At 40.7% G+C, this 18,770-nt stretch carries 12 protein-coding genes; 10 read left to right on the top strand and 2 right to left on the bottom strand.

The annotated features are described in order from the left end of the window. Nucleotides 1–14 precede the first annotated feature (14 nt). Nucleotides 15–3,143 carry a SusC/RagA family TonB-linked outer membrane protein gene (locus OC25_RS15405; RefSeq protein WP_209435603.1) on the top strand — a complete coding sequence of 1,043 codons (3,129 nt, stop codon included), beginning with the start codon at nt 15–17 and terminating at the stop codon, nt 3,141–3,143. A gap of 15 nt (nt 3,144–3,158) precedes the next feature. After that, nucleotides 3,159–4,454 carry a RagB/SusD family nutrient uptake outer membrane protein gene (locus OC25_RS15400; protein ID WP_039477728.1) on the top strand — a complete coding sequence of 432 codons (1,296 nt, stop codon included), beginning with the start codon at nt 3,159–3,161 and terminating at the stop codon, nt 4,452–4,454. Between the two features lie 40 nt (nt 4,455–4,494). On the opposite strand, the gene OC25_RS15395 is transcribed toward OC25_RS15400, so the two are convergent. Further along, nucleotides 4,495–5,241 (bottom strand): DeoR/GlpR family DNA-binding transcription regulator, encoded by a 747-nt coding sequence (locus OC25_RS15395; protein WP_039477725.1) that lies wholly within the window; start codon nt 5,239–5,241, stop codon nt 4,495–4,497. A 233-nt stretch (nt 5,242–5,474) separates the two neighbouring features. Here OC25_RS15395 and OC25_RS15390 point away from each other — a divergent pair, with 233 nt between their 5' ends. The 4 genes from OC25_RS15390 (at nt 5,475) to OC25_RS15375 (ending at nt 13,477) form a co-directional block, all read left to right on the top strand. Beyond that, nucleotides 5,475–8,573, top strand: a complete 3,099-nt coding sequence (locus OC25_RS15390; protein ID WP_039477722.1) for a SusC/RagA family TonB-linked outer membrane protein — start codon at nt 5,475–5,477, stop codon at nt 8,571–8,573. 11 nt (nt 8,574–8,584) lie between these two features. Beyond that, on the top strand, nt 8,585–10,156 hold the full coding sequence (locus tag OC25_RS15385; protein WP_039477931.1) for a RagB/SusD family nutrient uptake outer membrane protein: 1,572 nt from the start codon (nt 8,585–8,587) through the stop codon (nt 10,154–10,156). An 11-nt stretch (nt 10,157–10,167) separates the two neighbouring features. Next, the gene (locus OC25_RS15380; RefSeq protein WP_039477721.1) at nt 10,168–10,983 is read left to right on the top strand and encodes a DUF4397 domain-containing protein; all 816 of its coding nucleotides are present in this window, start codon (nt 10,168–10,170) and stop codon (nt 10,981–10,983) included. Nucleotides 10,984–11,086: 103 nt separating this feature from the next. Further along, nucleotides 11,087–13,477 carry a T9SS type B sorting domain-containing protein gene (locus tag OC25_RS15375; RefSeq protein WP_039477720.1) on the top strand — a complete coding sequence of 797 codons (2,391 nt, stop codon included), beginning with the start codon at nt 11,087–11,089 and terminating at the stop codon, nt 13,475–13,477. A gap of 55 nt (nt 13,478–13,532) precedes the next feature. Here OC25_RS15375 and OC25_RS15370 read toward each other — a convergent pair whose 3' ends face one another. Continuing rightward, complete coding sequence (locus OC25_RS15370; RefSeq protein ID WP_039477718.1) at nt 13,533–14,135, bottom strand: porin family protein; 603 nt, start codon at nt 14,133–14,135, stop codon at nt 13,533–13,535. A 248-nt stretch (nt 14,136–14,383) separates the two neighbouring features. Here OC25_RS15370 and OC25_RS15365 point away from each other — a divergent pair, with 248 nt between their 5' ends. The 4 genes from OC25_RS15365 to OC25_RS15350 all read left to right on the top strand — a co-directional run bounded on the left by OC25_RS15365 (nt 14,384) and on the right by OC25_RS15350 (nt 18,762). After that, the gene (locus tag OC25_RS15365) at nt 14,384–14,599 is read left to right on the top strand and encodes a hypothetical protein (RefSeq protein WP_039477716.1); all 216 of its coding nucleotides are present in this window, start codon (nt 14,384–14,386) and stop codon (nt 14,597–14,599) included. A gap of 87 nt (nt 14,600–14,686) precedes the next feature. After that, a complete protein-coding gene (locus tag OC25_RS15360) occupies nt 14,687–15,520 on the top strand; it encodes a carboxylesterase family protein (protein ID WP_039477715.1) in 834 nt (277 codons plus the stop codon). A gap of 191 nt (nt 15,521–15,711) precedes the next feature. Continuing rightward, a complete protein-coding gene (locus OC25_RS15355; protein ID WP_039477713.1) occupies nt 15,712–17,403 on the top strand; it encodes a S41 family peptidase in 1,692 nt (563 codons plus the stop codon). A gap of 30 nt (nt 17,404–17,433) precedes the next feature. After that, entirely contained in the window at nt 17,434–18,762 is a 1,329-nt protein-coding gene (locus OC25_RS15350) for an alpha-L-fucosidase (RefSeq protein ID WP_039477711.1), read from the top strand. The last annotated feature ends 8 nt before the right edge of the window (nt 18,763–18,770 follow it).

Raw genomic sequence — 18,770 nt, 5'->3', positions numbered from 1 at the left:
CAAAACCAAATTTTATGGAAAAAAGTTACCTAAAATGGTTGTCAAAGCTCTTCGTAATTTTGATGATCCCGTTTCTGTTGCTCTTGTTTACAGGAATGGCACAAGCACAAAGCAAACGGTACACCATTAGCGGCAAGGTTACCGATGCAGCTAACAACGATCCTATTCCGGGGGCAGTTGTTAAAATACTCAACACCAATTTGGCCACGAGTACCGATGCAAGCGGAGCTTACTCCTTCTCGGTTAATTTAAACCCCGGAAAATACCAGCTTCAGTTTTCTTTCGTAGGCTATAAAAGCAGCCAGCAATCTGTTGATTTAGGAGATAATGATAAAGTGCAGCTCAGCGCGAAACTGGGAGGAGATGCGGTTGGCCTTGATGAAGTTATTGTTACCGGTACCTCGCAGGGAACCACCCGTAAACAGTTGGGTAGTTATGTAAGTACAGTAAAAGGCGACGATTTAAACAAAGCACCCAGCGGAAATGCCCTGGCATCTTTACAGGGTAAAACACCCGGAGCGCAGATTAGCCAAAACTCGGGCGATCCGGCAGGAGGGATCTCGGTTCGTTTGAGAGGGGTGAGTTCTGTTAATTCATCGTCAGAACCCCTTTACATTATCGATGGGGTAATTGTAAACAATTCTACCACAAGGGTAACCAATACTTCTGCAAATTATGATGGTGGAAACTTTATTGGTAGCATTGGTCAGAACCGGATGGTTGATATTAGCCCTGCAGATATTGATCGTATTGAGGTACTTAATGGCGCCGCAGCGGCTGCAATTTATGGATCAAGAGCGAATGCAGGCGTTATCCAGATTTTCACCAAGAGAGGCAAAACCGGCGCTCCGCAGGTGAGTTTCAGTACCAGTTTAACCATCAGCGAATTGCGTAAACAAATTGAAGTAAATCAATCGCCTACTAAATTTGGAGGACCAACTGATGGGCCCACGGCGCAAACTCAGGATGTATTAACCCCAACTTTAACCAATACCACTCCGGTAACCAGATATAATTATCAGGATTACATTTTTAGAACCGGAGTAGGTACCGATAACTCCGTGTCTGTTTCAGGAGGAAATGACAATACCAAATTTTATACTTCTGCAGGATATTTTGATAATCAGGGGATTATTAAAAATACCAATTTCAGGAGAATGAATTTTAGGGCAAATCTGGATCAGACCATTAATAAATGGGCCAAAATGACCGCAGGGTTTAATTACATCCACAGCGATGCTAACGAAAAACCAGATGGGAATTCTTTTTTCTCGCCTATGAATTCGGTTACGATTATTGGTAACTTTCATGATTTATTTACCCGTGATGCATTGGGCAATTTAAAAGCCGTTGGAGAACGTGGCCGTGTTAATCCGGTTTCTGTTCTTGAAGATATCAAGCAACGCGAGTTTACCAATCGTATTATCGCCAATGCGGGATTAAAACTTACCCCAGTTAAAAATTTAACTATTGATTATACCATGGGGGTTGATAATTCAATCCAAAACGGAACAACCTATATTCCTCCCTTTGCTTACAACGTAAGTACAGGTTTTTATGGTGGCGGACCAACTTTAGATCCCTCTTTAAATGGCTATGCAAGTGCGGCAAATGCAACTACTACGCTGTTTAATAACGAGTTAAATTTTACCTATGATGCAAAGATTTCTGATTTGTTTAGCTCTACCACTCAACTTGGCGGCTCTTATCAATATCAGAAAGACCTTTACAGCTTGTTAAACGGACGTGGATTAGCGCCTTTTGTTCAGGTGGTAAATGGAGCAAGTACGGTTTTGCCCAATGTTGATAGCCGCTCAGAATTCTCAATCAGTGGTGCTTATTTACAACAAAACTTTAAATATAAAGACCATTTGTTTGTTACCGGAGCAATCAGGGTAGACCAATCTACTGTGTTTGGAGAAGACAATAGAACGCAGTTTTATCCAAAAGCCAACGTGAGTTACGTATTATCATCTGCCGATTATTGGAAAGACTCTGGTCTGTCATCATGGTGGAATGCGTTTAAATTAAGGGCCGCTTACGGACAGTCAGGAAATTTAACAGGAATTGGAGCATACGATCGTTTCAACGTTTACTCGCCAAGTGCGCTAAACAGCAAAACATCTTTAACTTCGTTAACAACACTGGCTAATACCAGCGTAAAACCAGAGCGCCAGAAAGAGCTTGAGATTGGTACAGATATGTCCTTTTTTAACAATCGCCTGGGTTTAACTTTTAGTTACTATAATAAAAATGTAACTGATTTATTATTGCCGGTTGTTATTGCACCAACAACTGGTTTTTCGAGCTTACTAGACAATATCAGCGGAACTTTAAAAAATAAAGGTATCGAATTAATGCTTACAGGCGTACCCGTTAAAACAAAAGACTTTACCTGGACATCGACGCTGATTTACAATAGAAACAGAAATAAAATAGTGGGGTCAGGCGCACAAAGGTTGCTTTCAACAAATGCAGGCGCTCCGGTTTCCATTACCGATGGTTATCCTGTAGGAGTATTCTACGGAACATTTTTTGCACGTAATGCCGATGGAAGCTTATTGTTAAATGCGCAGGGCATTCCACAAACAGAGCGAGGCAACCAAACATCAGCTACAACTTACGAAGAGTTAAGAGCCGGCGGTCAGCCAACAGGAACAGTACTCCGTAAGGTAATTGGCGATCCAAATCCAGATTATACCGGGTCTTTCGTTAACGATTTTACATACAAAAAATTAAGCTTACACATTCAGCTGGATGCTGTTCAGGGAGGTGATGTCTGGAATGCTGATTGGCGGACACGTCAGGGAGTGGGTAACGGAAAAGTTGCCGAAGCAGAGCAACTGGGCCAATTGCCCAGAGGTTATGTAGCTGGCGTGTACAATGTTGAAGAATGGCGTATAGACGATGGATCTTTTGTGAAATTGAGAGAGATTTCTTTGAGCTATAATGTGGGGCAGGTTAAATTTATTAAAAGCTTAACCCTTAATGTTAGTGCAAGGAACCTGTTTTCATGGGATAATTATAAGGGCTACGATCCTGAGTTGAATTCTGGTGGTCAATCGACAATTTTGAGAAATATCGATTTCGGTTCGGTGCCCATTCCACGTACTTTCTCTTTTGGTTTACAGGCAAGATTCTAATTTAAAACTATTGTTATGAAAAATTTAAAATCAAGATATATAGGTTATGCATTTCTGCTTACAATAGTGGCTTTTATGAGCGCTTGTAAAAAGGAGTACTTAAATCCTAATGCGGCAACAGCCGGTGATGTATTAACTTCTGCGAAGGGTTTAACGGGTGTTACGGTAGGTTTACAGAAAAACTATTCGACTACACGGGCAGGAGTTTTGTACGCGTCTATTACTTTAAATGGCTTAACTACAAACGAATTGATATCCATTAACACAGGTAATACCAATGAAGAAAGATTGGCGGCGGGAGGTGTACAGGTAGATGGTACAAATTCGGTATTGCTAAATGTTTGGGCCGGAGCCAATAAAATTATTTATGACGCAGATAATGTGATTAATAATGCAGCCAATCTTGCTGATAAAAATTATGCTGCGGGTTTAATCGCTTACGCAAGTATTTTCAAAGCATTGGCGCTGGGTAATTTATCCGAATACTGGGAAAGTGTTCCAGCCGGAACGGGTCAGAATGTTACCTTTATTAACCGCGTTGATGGCTACAATAAAGCAATAGCAACCATTGATAATGCCCTGGCTGTAATTGCGGCAAACTCCATAAGTACATCTTTTTTAGGTAATATCCCGTCAGGAGTAGATATTCCCAATACTTTGGCTGCGCTTAAAGCCCGCTATGCTTTATTTGCTGGGAACTATGCATTAGCCTTAACGGCTGCAAACACCGTTGATTTAACTAAAAAATCAACATTCACATACGATGCCTTAAATCTGAATCCGATTTTTGAGGTTGCCACTTCTACCAATAATGTTATTCAGCCCAAAAATTTGAACCTGGGTCAAACCGGGGCGAACACTCCTGATGCGGGCGACGGCAGGATTCCGTTTTACACAGTAGTGAATACAACTGTACGTATTAACGGTTTTGGTGCGGGTACTTTTACACAGTTCCCGATATATCTGCCGGGAGAAATAACATTGATTAAAGCAGAGGCTTATGCCCGTCAGGCTACACCCAATTTAATCAGCGCATTGGCAGAGCTAAACAAAGTGGTTACCAAAACACCAGCTCAGGATCCTTTTGGGGTTGGTGCCGGATTACTTCCTTTAATTGGCCCTTATAGCCAGCAAGATCTTTTAAATCTCATTTATAAGCACCGTTGTATCGAGCTGTTTATGTCGGGTTTAAAACTCGAAGATATGAGGCGCTTTGGCCAGCCATTAACTGATCGTAAACGTAATTTCTTCCCTTATCCGTTTCCGGAGCGGGATAATAACACCAATACGCCAGCCGATCCGTCATTCTAATCATGAAAAAAGCTTCCCCGATTTAATCAGGGAAGCTTTTTTATAAAATATTTAATTCCTTTTCGCGGTATCGCGAAAGCGCTTCGTCATTGATATCCAGTTCAGTTATGAGGTAACTTATACTTTCCAGCGGGCAAACCCTTAACCGCAGGGCAATGTCCAGTTTTTCTGAAATGCACAATACCGCTGTTCTTTTTGCGCAGGCCAGCATGGCTTTTTTTAACTGGTTAATTTCCCAGTAAGTATCGGTTAAACCTTCTTCCGGGTGTATTGCGCTGGTTCCCATTAAACATAAATCGGCTTTTATTTCCGAAAGCTGGGCAATTACCTGTCCGCCATAGGTAACCTGCGAATTTTTAGAAAACAGGCCACCAATTAAAATCACTTCAACATTGTTGTATTTTGCCAGTTCTACCGCCACCAGCGGGCTAATGGTAAAAAATGTGGCCGAAATACCCTGAGGTAATTGTTTTACCAGTTCCAGGATGGTTGTACCGCCTCCGGTTAAAACCACCATCCCATCTTTGATCAGGTTAATGGCCTTTTTCGCAATTACAATCTTGCTGTCGCGGGCATAAACCGTACTGTCATCAAAAGAGCTGTGGTAAGATTTAGATAAGGCACCACCATGCACCTTATATAACAGGTTTGCATCAACAAGTTCCTGCAGGTCTCGCCTGATGGTATCTTCCGAAACGGTTAGTAATTGTACCAGATCAGAGGTGAGCACGCGGTTGTGCAAGTTAATCTGGCGCATAATGAAATCATGGCGTTCTTTCTTCAGCATAAAATATTGGTCTGGTTGAGCGAATGTAACAAAGATTTTTAGATTTCCTAAATGTTGCGTGTTTTTGCGTGTTTTTGCAATTAAATTTTGTTAGTTGCTGTTAAATAGTTTGTTAAATAGTTTTTTTATTCCAAAACATTTATGATATTAGCATTAAAATGCGTTATTATGCGTGTTTGGCAAACTAACTAAAACAACTAAACAATTCATCTCATTCCCTAAACAGGCAGTTTATGAAAAAAAAACTACTACTATTATTTATTGGTACGTTTTTGTTGCTGGCTCATGCCATTGCGCAACAAATAACCATTACCGGTAGGGTTACGTCAGAAGACGGACCAATACCTGGTGTTTCTATCCGGGTAAAAGGAAGTACCACTGTTTCGCAAACCGGAGCGGAAGGATCCTATTCAATTAAAGCTTCAAAAACAGATGTTTTAGTCTTTTCTTTTGTAGGATATACAACTGTTGAAAGAACAGTTGGTGGAAACACAACGATCAATGTTGCATTGAAATCAGATGCCAAAGGATTGGATGAAGTTGTAATTACCGCACTGGGCAATACCGTGAAGAAAAGAGAGCTTGGTACCTCTCAACAAACAGTTAGCGGTGCAGCAATAGCTGAAACACAACGCGAGAACTTTATTAATGCCTTGCAGGGAAGAGTTGCAGGGGTTGAGGTAACCAGTTCTTCAGGGGTACCTGGCGCTTCATCTTCTATAACCATCCGTGGTGTAAGTTCAATTAGTGGCAGTAACCAGCCGTTAATGATTGTAGATGGATTGCCGATTGACAATAAAACCTTAAACACATCTGCATTTGTATCTGATGCCAGCTCAAATACTGCTTTTAGTAACCGGGGAGTAGATTTTACCAACAGGTCTGCAGATATCAACCCTGAGGATATTGAAAGTTTAGTGGTTTTGAAAGGTCCGGAAGCGGCTGCACTTTATGGTATTGATGCGGCAAACGGAGCGATCGTAATTACAACAAAAAGGGCAAAGGCAGGCGCTGGTGCTGTAAATTATAGCAACAGTTTCAGGGTTGAGGCAACCCGGGCCTATCCGGAAATTCAAAAACAATATGGTTTGGGAGGTAGTGGGGTTCCCGGCTCTGTATCTACCCTAAATAATATTTATCAGTATTTTGGACCAGCTTATCCAGAAGGAACCCAGTTTTATGATAATGTAAAAGATTTCTTTCAAACAGGCTTTACCCAAAAGCATAACCTTTCATTTGAAGGGGGCTCAGATAAAGTTAACTACCGTATCTCAAGTGCTTATACCGATCAAAGTGGGGTAGTTCCAAATTCAGATTATCAGCGAATTAACTTAACCGGTGCATCGCAGGGCATTGTAAATAGCTGGTTAAAAACTGATTTGTCTATGAATTACAGCTATGCGGTGAATGATCAACCGTTGAAAGGTAGTATAGGTCCTTTATTGGGCTTACTGGCCTGGCCACAAACCGATGATGCCTCAAATTACCTTACACCTGCCGGAACCAGAAAATTGCTGGCTTTCGGATCAGCAGGCAACGCTGAAATTGATAACCCTTATTTCAACGTAAACAAGAATATTATCAATTCAAAAACAAGCAGAATCATTTCCAATCTGGGTTTAACCATTACTCCGTTTAAATGGGTAAATATTAAAACCAATATCGGTATGGATTCTTATACCAATCAAAACTTAATTGTTCGCCATCCGGAAAGTGCTTCGGCATTTAGCAGGGGCGGAACAATTGATGTTGCCAACGATGTTACCCGCAATATTAACCTGCAGAATTTAATTAATTTTAACAAGCAGAAACTAACTAAAGATATTTCTTTTGATGCCACACTCGGTAACTCATTGCAAAATCTGAAATCGAATGTTGATGCTGGATACGGCGAAGGATTTTTAGATCCTAACTTTAATTCTTTAAATAACGTTGCTACAAAACTGGTAAGAACTACGATTAGCCAGCGTCGTCTGGTAAGCTTCTTTGGTAGGGCTACTTTTGATTATAAAAACTATTTGTTTTTAACAGGAACCATCAGGAACGACCGTACTTCTACTATTCCGATTGACCGTTATTCTTTCTGGTATCCATCAGTACAAGGAAGTTTTGTTTTTACCGATGTGCCAGCTTTCAAAGGGCTTAAAAGTGTGTTTTACTATGGTAAGTTAAGGGCAGCCTATGCCAATGTGGGTAAAGACGCCCGTCCATATGCCTATGTACCTACATTAGAGAATAAAACAACTTCTGGCGGAGGTTATGGTTATGGATTTACCGGACCAAACCCGGGTTTAAAGCCTGAGTTTGCAAAATCATACGAATTTGGAGCCGAACTGGGCTTCCTGAACAACAGATTAGGACTTGACGTAACAGTTTACCGCAAAGAAACCACCGATCAGATTGTAAATGATATCAGAAGCAGTTATGCAACAGGTTTTATTTTACTAAACCTTAACGGAGGTTCTACCAGGAATCAGGGTATTGAGTTAACGTTACGCGGAACACCGGTAAAAACAAAAGATTTTAACTGGGATGTCTTAGCCAATTTCGAATCGGCAAGAGGCAAAGTGCTTTCGCTTCCTAACGCGCTTCCTGAGTCGTATGTATCTGATACCTGGTTGTATGCCAATGTGCGTAATGGTAATACGCCCGGAAATTCGACCAGATCATTAACCGGACTTTTTTACTTAAGAAATAATCAGGGCCAGTTATTAATCAATCCAACAACAGGAGTTCCGGTACGTTCTACTACGTTTATTGAAGGAGGTTATGACAGGCAGCCTGATTTTACCATAGGCTTATCGAATACGTTTACTTATAAAAACATGTCCTTGTCGTTCCTGCTCGATATCAGAAAAGGTGGTGATGTATTAAACGCAACACAACACTTCTTAACAACCATTGGTTTAGGTACCAATACTGTTGATAGGATGACACCAAGAATTATTCCTGGAGTATTACAGGATGGCAGAGAAAATAGTGCAAACCCAACGGTTAATAATATCGCCTTTGTTCCTTACTATCAAAATACATTCTATTCTACAGCAAGTGAAGAGTTATTTATAGAAAAAGACATCAATTGGATTAGGTTGAGAGATGTTACTTTTAGCTACAAGCTTCCTCAAACACTGCTTAAGAAACAGAATTTTGTGAAAAGCGCAAGTGTTTTTGTTACAGGTACTGATTTGTTCTTAATTACCAACTATACTGGTTTGGATCCTGTTGTTAATGGAAATACTGCTGCTGTAGGAGGCTCTGGCGCTTCGGGTATTGATTATGGTAATTTTCCAATGCCTATTGGTTTAAACTTTGGAATTAAGATTGGATTATAATGGAAAAGATTATGAAATATATATATATAACACTCCTGACAGGATTTTTATTCACTGTTAGTAGCTGCAAGAAATATCTGGATGTAAACACCAATCCAAATGCACCACAAACTGTAACTGCAAATTTGTATTTGTCGCCAATGTTGCATTGGATGGTAACAGCTCCCCAGTACGACGGCAGATTTATAGGAAGATATACCCAAAACTGGACTTCCACAACTAGTGGTACAACATGGGATTTGCAAGGTTACGACCCTGCTTCTGATAATGGGGCCGAACTTTGGAGAGATGTATATTGGAGCTTGGGTCAGAATTTAGTAGATATGAATACTAAAGCTGAAGCTGAGCAAAGATGGGATTTATTAGGCGTAGGTCAGATTTTAAAAGCCTGGGGATGGCAATCATTAACAGATGTACACGGAGAGATTATTGTTAAAGAAGCGATAGACCCGACTAAATATCTGTTTAATTATGATACTCAGGAGTACGCTTATCAGGAGGTACAGCGCTTATTAACCGCTGCAATTGCCAATTTAGCCAGAACCGATGGAGCTGTAGATGCTGCATTTTTAGGTAAAACCGACTTGATTTATAAAGGCGACCGGGCAAAGTGGACAAAATTAGCCTATGCCATGCTGGCCTTAAATTTGAATCACTACAGTAACAAAGCAGGCTACAAACCTGATGATGTAATTGCTGCAGTTGATAAATCTTTTACCAGCAATACAGACGACGCGTTAATGGCCTATCCAGGGGTTACCGGAAATGACGACAGGAATTTTTTAGGCCCAACAAGGGGTAATATGCAAACCTATAGACAAACACCATTTATTGTTAACCTGATGAATGGAACGCAGTTTACCGGTGTTGTAGATCCAAGAATGACGCGTATGTTAGCTCCATCACCTGATGGTAATTACAGGGGGATTGTAACAGGGGCAGGAACTGGTGCGTTCACTGCAAGTCAGTTACCTAATAACTTCTGGAATATTGCATCAATTTCTGCACCGGCTGCCAATACCCAGGGAAGATATATTTTCTCTGATAAGTGCAAGCTACCGGTAATGACCTATGCCCAGTTACAGTTTATTAAAGCTGAAGCAGCATATAGAAAAGGCGATAAAGAAACAGCTTTAGCTGCATATAAAAATGGTATTTCAGCACATATCGATTTTGTGAACGCGAGGAATATAGAAGATAATCAGTCTCCAACTCAGATAACAAGTGCCGAAAAAACGGCTTATATGAGTTCAACAGTTATTGTTCCTGCAGCGGCAGCAGATTTAACCTTAACACAGATTATGTGCCAAAAGTATATTGCACAATGGGGTTGGGGGCATTTAGAAACCTGGATGGATTTGAGGAGATTTCACTATACTGATGCCGATCCGGCCACTGGAAAACAAGTTTATCTCGGCTATGTTTTTCCTACAACTTTATATTCTGATAATGCAGGTAAGCCAGCCTACAGAATTCGTCCGCGTTATAACTCAGAATATGTTTGGAACAGGGATGCATTAAGTGTAATAGGCGGATTGGCAACCGATTACCATACCAAACAAACCTGGATTATTCAACCTTAATTAGCTCAATTATGAAAATAAAATATATAGGTTTACTGGCAGTTACGCTCGTAACCGTTTTTGGTTCTTCATGTAAGAAAGACAATAGCATACAAGTTATTGATATACCTGTAGACGCAGCAAGCATTTCAAGGATTAAATATTTCAATTTTGCCTCAGGCGCACCTTCTGTAAATTTTTATGCCAATGGTACAAAGGTTTCGGGTATACTGAGTGCTACCGGGTCTGAAAGTACAACCGGAACCGCTTACGGAGGAGTTTATCCGGCTTCTAACTATAGTGTCATCAACCCTGGCACCTATAAAATAAACGGAATTATACCTTCAACGGCGGCTGCCAATGCAAATGTTACTATATCTGAATTAAATCCGGTTTTAGCCAATGGCAAATACTATTCACTATATACCTGCGGCATATACAGCAGTACAACCAAAACAGCCGAGTCGTTTGTGTTAGAGGATGTGCTGCCGCCTTCAACTTCGAGTAACACGGTATCTTATGTTCGTTTTGTTAATACCATACCAAATGGAACAGCAGCAATGAACCTTGTAATTAAAAATTCAGTTACCGCCGTAGAAACCGTTGTGGCAACCAATATTGGTTATAAAGCAGGATCTGCCTTTGTTGCTGTGCCTGTAGGTAGCTATGAGCTGTATGTAAGGTATCCGTCTTCATCAACCAACATTATTTCGCGAAATGGAACTACAAATGGGGTGGTAGGCTTTTTGGGGGGAAGAGCTTTTACTGTTGGCGCAAGAGGAGACATGACTGTAACCTCTGCTACAGCAGCAAACAGGCCATTGCTTGATAATACTGCCAATCAATAGTCAGTTTGAATTACATTAACAGGCCCCGGTTCATAAAACCGGGGCTTTGTTGTTCTTGTTGGTCAATTTTATTATCTTGTAATAACCTATCAGCGGCAATCAAATGAAGGTTTTATATCTCTTTCTGCTTATTGGCATGAGTGGTTTGCAAGCAACAGCGGCAACCTTTATAGTTGTAAATAATGCAAACGCGGGTGCAGGCTCACTGCGGGAAGCCATTGCCGGAGCTAATGCCAACGGGATCTCTGCTGCCGATCTTATCCTCTTCAATATTCCCGCAGCTAATCCAAATGACGTAACCATTACGCTTACCGAAGAACTTCCTGCACTTACTTCAAATCTAATCATCGATGCTGCTTCGCAACCTACAACCTTGCTGGAAAGCGTGGGTATTAGGATTAAACTGGTTAGAGGAGCGAGTTCGTTCTTCCATGGTCTGGTTATCGATGGGGCTGAAAATATCCAGATTTACGGAATCTACTTCAGTAATTTTACTTCACAGGTAGGTGTCCCGTCTGACGAACGAAAAGGGGCCGTTTTTTTGAAAAATGCAGCCCACATCATCATTGGTGCGCCGAATAAGCAAAACGGCTTTGGTAATAATTACACATCGGTTATTTCACCAACCCTGCCATTTGTGCAAGACGATATTACCATTTCTTCCAACATTATCGGTCTAGACCCCAGTGGGAAAAGCCCCGCAGGAAACGTTGTTGGGATCGATTTGAGTTACCTCAGCAATTCAACAATAGGAGGTAATACAGCTGCTTACGGGAATCTGGTTTCGGGCAATTCAAATGCTATTTCTTTGGGTGGGCTGGCAGGGAATGTCAATATTACTTTCAACGTAATTGGTTTTGATATTGTTAAAGCGAAAACCTTTCCACAATTGCAGTCAACCGGTATTTTTGCTAATGGTGAAAATGTAAAACTTAACATTTCCGATAATTACATTGCAGCACAGTTAAAGGGGATCAAAGTTGATAATTTAAAACAACCCTACACCATTAGTCGGAATGTAATTGGCAGGGGGGCAAATGGCGAAAACTTTGGAAATACCAGGTACGGAATAGAGTTATACAATTGTATGTCGGGTATTATTGGAGGACGAGATGTTTCTGATCAGAATGTGATTGCCTATAACGAATACGGAATATGGGTCGATGCTTCCTATCCTGTAAGTATTTTGAAAAATAGTATGTACTGTAATACCTTATCTGCCATTGGTTTTAAAGATATTCCGGCAGGTAAAAGTATTACAACTTCACGTATTACAACCATCACGGCTACCTCAGCAAGCGGTACGTATCTTCCCAATGCACTTATCGAACTTTTTTACGATGATGAATGCCCTGATTGCCAGGGTAAAACTTTTATTGCCGCTATACCGACTAATGCTGATGGAACATGGACATATCAGGGCGCATTAACTGCTGGCATAACCAGTACAGGCACCAATGCAGATGGGGCAACAGCTTCATTTTCAAAGCCTTTGATTTTTGATGGCAATAAAATAATTACCGATGCTTTTTGTGGCAATTCGACAGGAAGTATTACAAGGCTGGATGTTAGCGATGCCAGTGTCTTCAATTGGTTTGATGCCAGTAACAATCTGGTTGGTCAGGATCGCGAACTTAAAGATGTACCTGGTGGAACTTATTATTTAAAAGCGGGTCAACCCGGCGGTTGCGAGTCTATTTCAGCCGTTTATACTATCCGGAATGTCGACATCAACTACAAGGCAAAAACTGCCGTAATTAAACCCCTAACCTGCAACGAAAACAATGGTGGTGTAAGTATTACTGCATACGAGACGGAAATACCACTGGTTTTTAGCTGGATAAATCAGGCGGGTACCATTGTTAGTAACGAAGAAATATTACGCAATGTGGCCGCCGGAACCTACAGTTTAATGGCCTCTAATGGTAACGGTTGCATCAATTTAGCGGGTACTTTTACAATAGGCACGGCATCGCTCCCCGTAATCGATTTTTCTAAATTAAGGCCCATGATTAGTTGCGACGGAAAATGGGTAAGTGTAATGGGAGCAGATGTAGTAGGGGCAACCGGTCCTTATAATTACAGTTGGGTAGATGTTAATGGTAACTTGGTGGCCAATGCGCTCGATTTTCAAAAATTGAAGCCAGATAAGTACCAGTTATGGGTCAAAGATCAATATGGCTGCGAAGTAAAAAGCGAAGTTGTGGATTTTACCCAGCTAGAAAGCAAAGTTTTAGTCGTGCCCAATTCCATCAGCCCTAATGGCGATGGCTTAAATGATACCTGGAAAATACCGGGTACAGAAAATTACCCGAATGCAGAATTTTATATATTTAACCGGCTTGGTAATCAGCTTTTTTACTCCAGAGGGTACACAAAAGAGTTTGATGGAACTTATAATGGAAAGCCGCTTTCTGTTGGCGTTTACTATTTTCTAATTGATTTGAAAACGGATTGCGGTAAAATAAGCGGGAGTTTAACTATTCTAAAATAATCAGACTTAATGAGAAAGGGCTTGTTAAATCATCTTACAAGCCCTTTTTTGTCATTTACAAAATCTTAAATCCTAAACTCAATTGGAAAAGGTTTGGTTTCTGTGTATATTTTTCACTTTTGCTGATGTTCGATAAACCAGCTTCATAACGTAAGTCAACCGAAATGCTGCCTACATCAACACCTGCACCTGCCTGTAAGCCCAGTGCCTGGTTTTTGTAATTGCTAAAATCTGTTGCCTGTTGGTAAGCCGAGCTAAAAGTCGAATTTTCATCTAATACAAATGAAATAACCGGACCAGCCATTAAGCGGAAGTTGAGGTTTTTAGCACCGAATTTGGTTCCCAATAAAACCGGAACATCAAGGGTGGTAAACTTTACTTTTCCTTCTGCCGATACTTCGTTGCCGTTATCTTGCTGAAAGCTGATAAATTTGTTGCCTTTGCTGCCTATGTAAGCCTCTGGTTGCACATAAAAACTGGCTCCGCCAATACGTGCCCAGGCACCGATCTGATAGCCCAAACGGTTTTCTTCGCTTGCGAAATCCGAATTTAACTTGGCTAAATTTACACCTGCTTTAACGCCCAGGTTAAAAGTTTGTGCCTTTGCTGTTGCCCAACCTATGGTTAGGAAAACAATAGAGAAGATGATCTTTTTCATTTTAGTTTAAATTTTTAAGGTTATAAAATCAAAAACATGCGCGTGTGCATTTTTAAAAAGATTTAATGCCCATGGCTTCTTTTTTTGCGCATCAGGCAGTTTTTGATCCGGGTTAGATTTTATAACGCAGTTTTAACACAATTATCGTGCAAGAATTTTTTGCGAATGTCTGTTTTTTTTGTCAGATCACATAAAAAGGTATTAACCTGAATAAATATTTTTTACTTTTGCATCAAATAAAATATGCCATGGCTAATTTTCAACTCACTTCTGAAACCGCATTTAAAGTAAAAACCAAATTCTTAAGGAAATACCGCGATCTGGCGAACGAACCTTTGGCATTTGAGCCCGGTAAAGAAGATCAGCTGGTTGAAGATTTAATGCGTTTGGTTAAACGCGACCGTACCTATATTGAATTTACCATTCAGAAAGCGCTGGCCGATACTAAAGGAAACAGGCTTTAAGGTTCTGGTTTTACCTTCCAAGTGCAACATTTAGGCTTTTTGTTGTCAGTTTAATACATACAGGCGCTCGCTTTATCTAGCTTTCTCATGCAATTTGCATCTTTTATAATCGCATTCTTGCTCTGGGTAAGTGCACTTAAAGTATCTGCACAACAACAGGCATTTAATGATGCCTTTCCTGATAGTTTAACGTCGGCCCAAACCCGAAAACAATTAAATGATTTATCTGCTGATCCATACCTGAAGCAGACTTTCGTCAAGGGAGGGAAGTCGATTAATTATAGAATACTATTGCCGGAAGCGGGAAGTAGCCAGCTTAAATATCCTCTGGTTATTACCTTTCATAACTCAACGCGGATAGGTACAGATAACGAAAGGCAATTGGAGCCATTGGCCAGGATTTGGTTGCGCCCTGAAATACGCAGCAAATACCCGGCATTTGTTATTGCTCCCCAGTTTCAAACACGTTCATCAAATTATTACCCAGATTCAATACGCCATTGCTTAATATCAAAGCCCTCAGATGATGTTTATCTATTGCTGGATTTAATCCGCGAGGTTAAAGCTAAGTATCCGCAGATAGATACCAATCGCATTTATTTGGTCGGCTATTCTATGGGGGCATCTACTGCACAAAACCTGATGAATATGGCTCCTAAAACCTTTGCAGCCATAGTTGCTATTGCTGCAGTGCCCGATTTCGTTAATATAGATGGAATCCGTAAAAAACCGATGTGGTTAATTCATGGCAGGCAGGATAATGAAAATCCATACGAGGGAAGCGAACATTTATATCAGGAGATGAAAGGCAACCCAAATTTGTACTTTACCACTTACAACAAGTTAGATCATAACCTCATCACCATTCCGTTATTGCTTACGGCTCAGATACCCGCCTGGTTGTTTGCCCGGCATAAATAAAAAATGACCTGGCCCGGGCTATTATTTGGGCGGTTTATTGCGTAACGCTTAATTTACGCCTGCCCCAAATAAGCTGTTTTTAATCTTTATTGGTTTTTGTACATTTACGTTTCTACTAAAACGATAAATAATTTACCCTATAAGCTGCCTTTTATTTAAAATGCGCCGTTTGGGGCCAAAATAATAAGGTTATGAAGAAACTAAAATATGGTCTTTTAGCGGCAGGCGTTGGCGTGGCTGCTTTATCTTTCTCTTTCAAAGAAGATTTGTTTCTGGTTTCTAAAAACCTGGATATTTTTGCCTCCTTGTATAAAGAAATCAACATTAACTACGTTGATGATACCAATGCGCCCAAGTTAATGCGTACGGGGATTGATGCCATGCTCGATAGTCTCGATCCCTATACCGAGTATGTGCCAGAATCGGAAATCGAAGATTATAAACTGAAGTATGTGAGCACGCAATACGGTGGTATTGGGGCCAGCACCGTTTTTATTGATGGTAAATTGTTTATAAACGATATTAGCGAGGGTTATCCCGCTTATAAAAGCGAGGTTAAACCCGGCGATCAGCTGGTAAGTATAAACGGAATAGCCGTTAAAGGTAAAGACCGTGCCGAAATCAGCCAGTTGTTGCGTGGGCCAAAAGGTACACCTGTTGATTTAGTGGTGATCAGGGAAGGTAAGGAGTTAGCCAAAAAACTAACCCGCGAGGAAATTAAACAGCCTAACGTTTCTTACTCGGGTATGGTTGGCGATGGCATTGGTTACATTAAACTCGATAAATTTTTAGAAAACTCTGGTCAGGAAGTTAAAGACGCTTTACTGGCTATCCAAAAAGAAAATCCAAAAGGTGTAGTACTCGATTTAAGAAATAACGGCGGCGGCATTTTGCAGGAAGCCGTAAAAATAGTGAACCTTTTTGTAAATAAAGATCAGCTGATTGTTACCCAAAAAGGTAAAAACGCAGAAAAAACGCTTAGCTATAAAACCCTTTTCGCGCCGGTTTCTACATCAGTTCCTTTGGTGGTGCTGGTAAACGGAAATTCGGCTTCGGCTTCTGAAATTGTGGCGGGCTCGTTGCAGGATTTAGATCGTGCCATTGTAATTGGTCAGCGCAGTTATGGCAAAGGTTTGGTACAACAAACATTTAACCTGCCTTACAACAGTTTGGTAAAAGTAACCGTAGCTAAATATTACACTCCATCAGGCAGGTGCATCCAGAAATTAGATTATGCGCATAAAAATGCCGATGGTGTAGCCGAACGCTTTGCCGATTCTACCATGGTGATGTACCAAACCAAAGCAGGCAGAAATGTATACAGTGGCAATGGTGTTTATCCGGATATTGTGGTTGATGCTGCAAAATTGAGCCCGATTACGATCTCTATGCTCAGTAAAAATCTTTTCTTTAATTATGCCAACCAATATAAAAAGGAAAAACCAAGTTTAGCTGCGGCAAAAACCTTTCAGCTTTCTGATGCAGACTATGCTGCCTTTTCGGGTAGTTTGGCCGATAAAGATTTAACCTATTTAAGCCGTACCGAAAGATTGCTTTCTGATTTGCGCGCAGAAGCTGAAAAGGAAAATAAATCGGCCGAAGTAAAAACCGATCTTGAGAACCTGAAATACAAACTTACTTCTTCTAAAAAAACAGATTTGGCTACGCATAAGGCAGAGATTAAACGTGTGCTCGAAACCCAGATTGTGAGTCGTTATTTTTACGAGAAAGGAAGGATTGAGCAAAGTTTCCAATACGATAAAGAACTGGCTGCGGCTAAAAATCTGTTTACCAACCAATCGCAGATTTTGGCCATATTGAAAGGTGATGGCAACTACAAAGTAATTGGAAAACCAAGCAAGGCTACTGCATCGATAAACTAAATACAATAACCAAATATACCACACTATCTTATGAAAAAATTAGCAATAATAGGCTTAGTCCTGTTGTTTGGCCTGCAGTTAAAAGCGCAGGATTATGTGCCTGCAGCATCCAATTTAAAACAACGCGCCTGGTTTAACGATGCCCGGTTCGGCTTATTTATTCACTGGGGGCCTTTTAGTATTCCGGGAAGTGGCGAATGGGTAATGAACGACAGGAAGCTGAATGTGCATAACTACACCAATCTGAAAGATTTTTTCAACCCAACGGAGTTTAATGCTGCGCAATGGGTAAGCATGGCTAAAAATGCCGGTATGAAATACATTACGCTGATTACCCGCCACCATGATGGTTTTAGCATGTTTGATACCAAATACTCTGATTTCAACATCATGAATACGCCTTACAAAAAGGACATCGTAAAAATGATGGCTGATGAATGCCATAAGCAAGGCATACAATTGTATTTATATTATTCTTTACTCGATTGGCGCCGCGAAGATTATCCACATGAAACTGGGCGTACAGGTCAGAATTCGGGCAGAACGGGCAAGGGCGATTATGCCAGTTACCTGCAGTTTATGAAAAACCAGCTAACCGAACTTTTAACCAATTATGGCGAAATTGGGGGCATCTGGTTTGATGGTCACTGGGATCAGACTGCACCTGAGGGTGAAAAAGACCGTACATCGCGAATAGATTGGAAATACAATGAAATTTATGGGCTCATACACAAACTGCAGCCACAATGTATGATCGGGAATAACCACCACCTAAGCCCGTTCGCTGGAGAAGATTTCCAGATGTTTGAGCGCGATCTTCCCGGCGAAAATAAATCAGGTTTAAGTTTTCAGAAAGCATCAGATAAACTTCCGTTAGAAACCTGTGAAACGATTTCAAATTCGTGGGGTTACAATCTGAGTGATACGCACTACAAATCGAATAAAGAGTTGGTGAATATGCTGGTGAAGGCTGCCAGTTTAGGCTCAAACCTGTTGCTTAACATTGGCCCGATGCCAAATGGTAAAATCCAGCCCGAATTTCAGGAGCGCTTAGCCGGCATGGGTGCCTGGTTAAAAGTTTATGGCGAGAGCATTTACAATACCAAGGGCGGTTTCATTAAACCTCAGGCATGGGGAAGCATTACCCAAACCGATAAAAATATCTATATCCACATTTTGGATGGTAAAACCAATACGCTCGATCTGGAAAATGTTCCTGCTAAAAAAATTAAAAAGGCCTATTTGCTAAAAGATAAAACTGCGGTAAAGTATACCTTTAAAAATGGAAAACTAAGTCTGAATAGTGCAGTGGATACTAGCGAACCTGATCATGTAATTGTGCTGGATATCGATAAGTAATTTGTTGG

It is taken from the genome of Pedobacter kyungheensis (assembly GCF_000812965.1).
GTDB classification, from domain to species: Bacteria; Bacteroidota; Bacteroidia; order Sphingobacteriales; family Sphingobacteriaceae; genus Pedobacter; species Pedobacter kyungheensis.
Note: the sequence above shows the minus strand (reverse complement) of the source record. Positions and strands in the feature narration are given on the sequence as shown.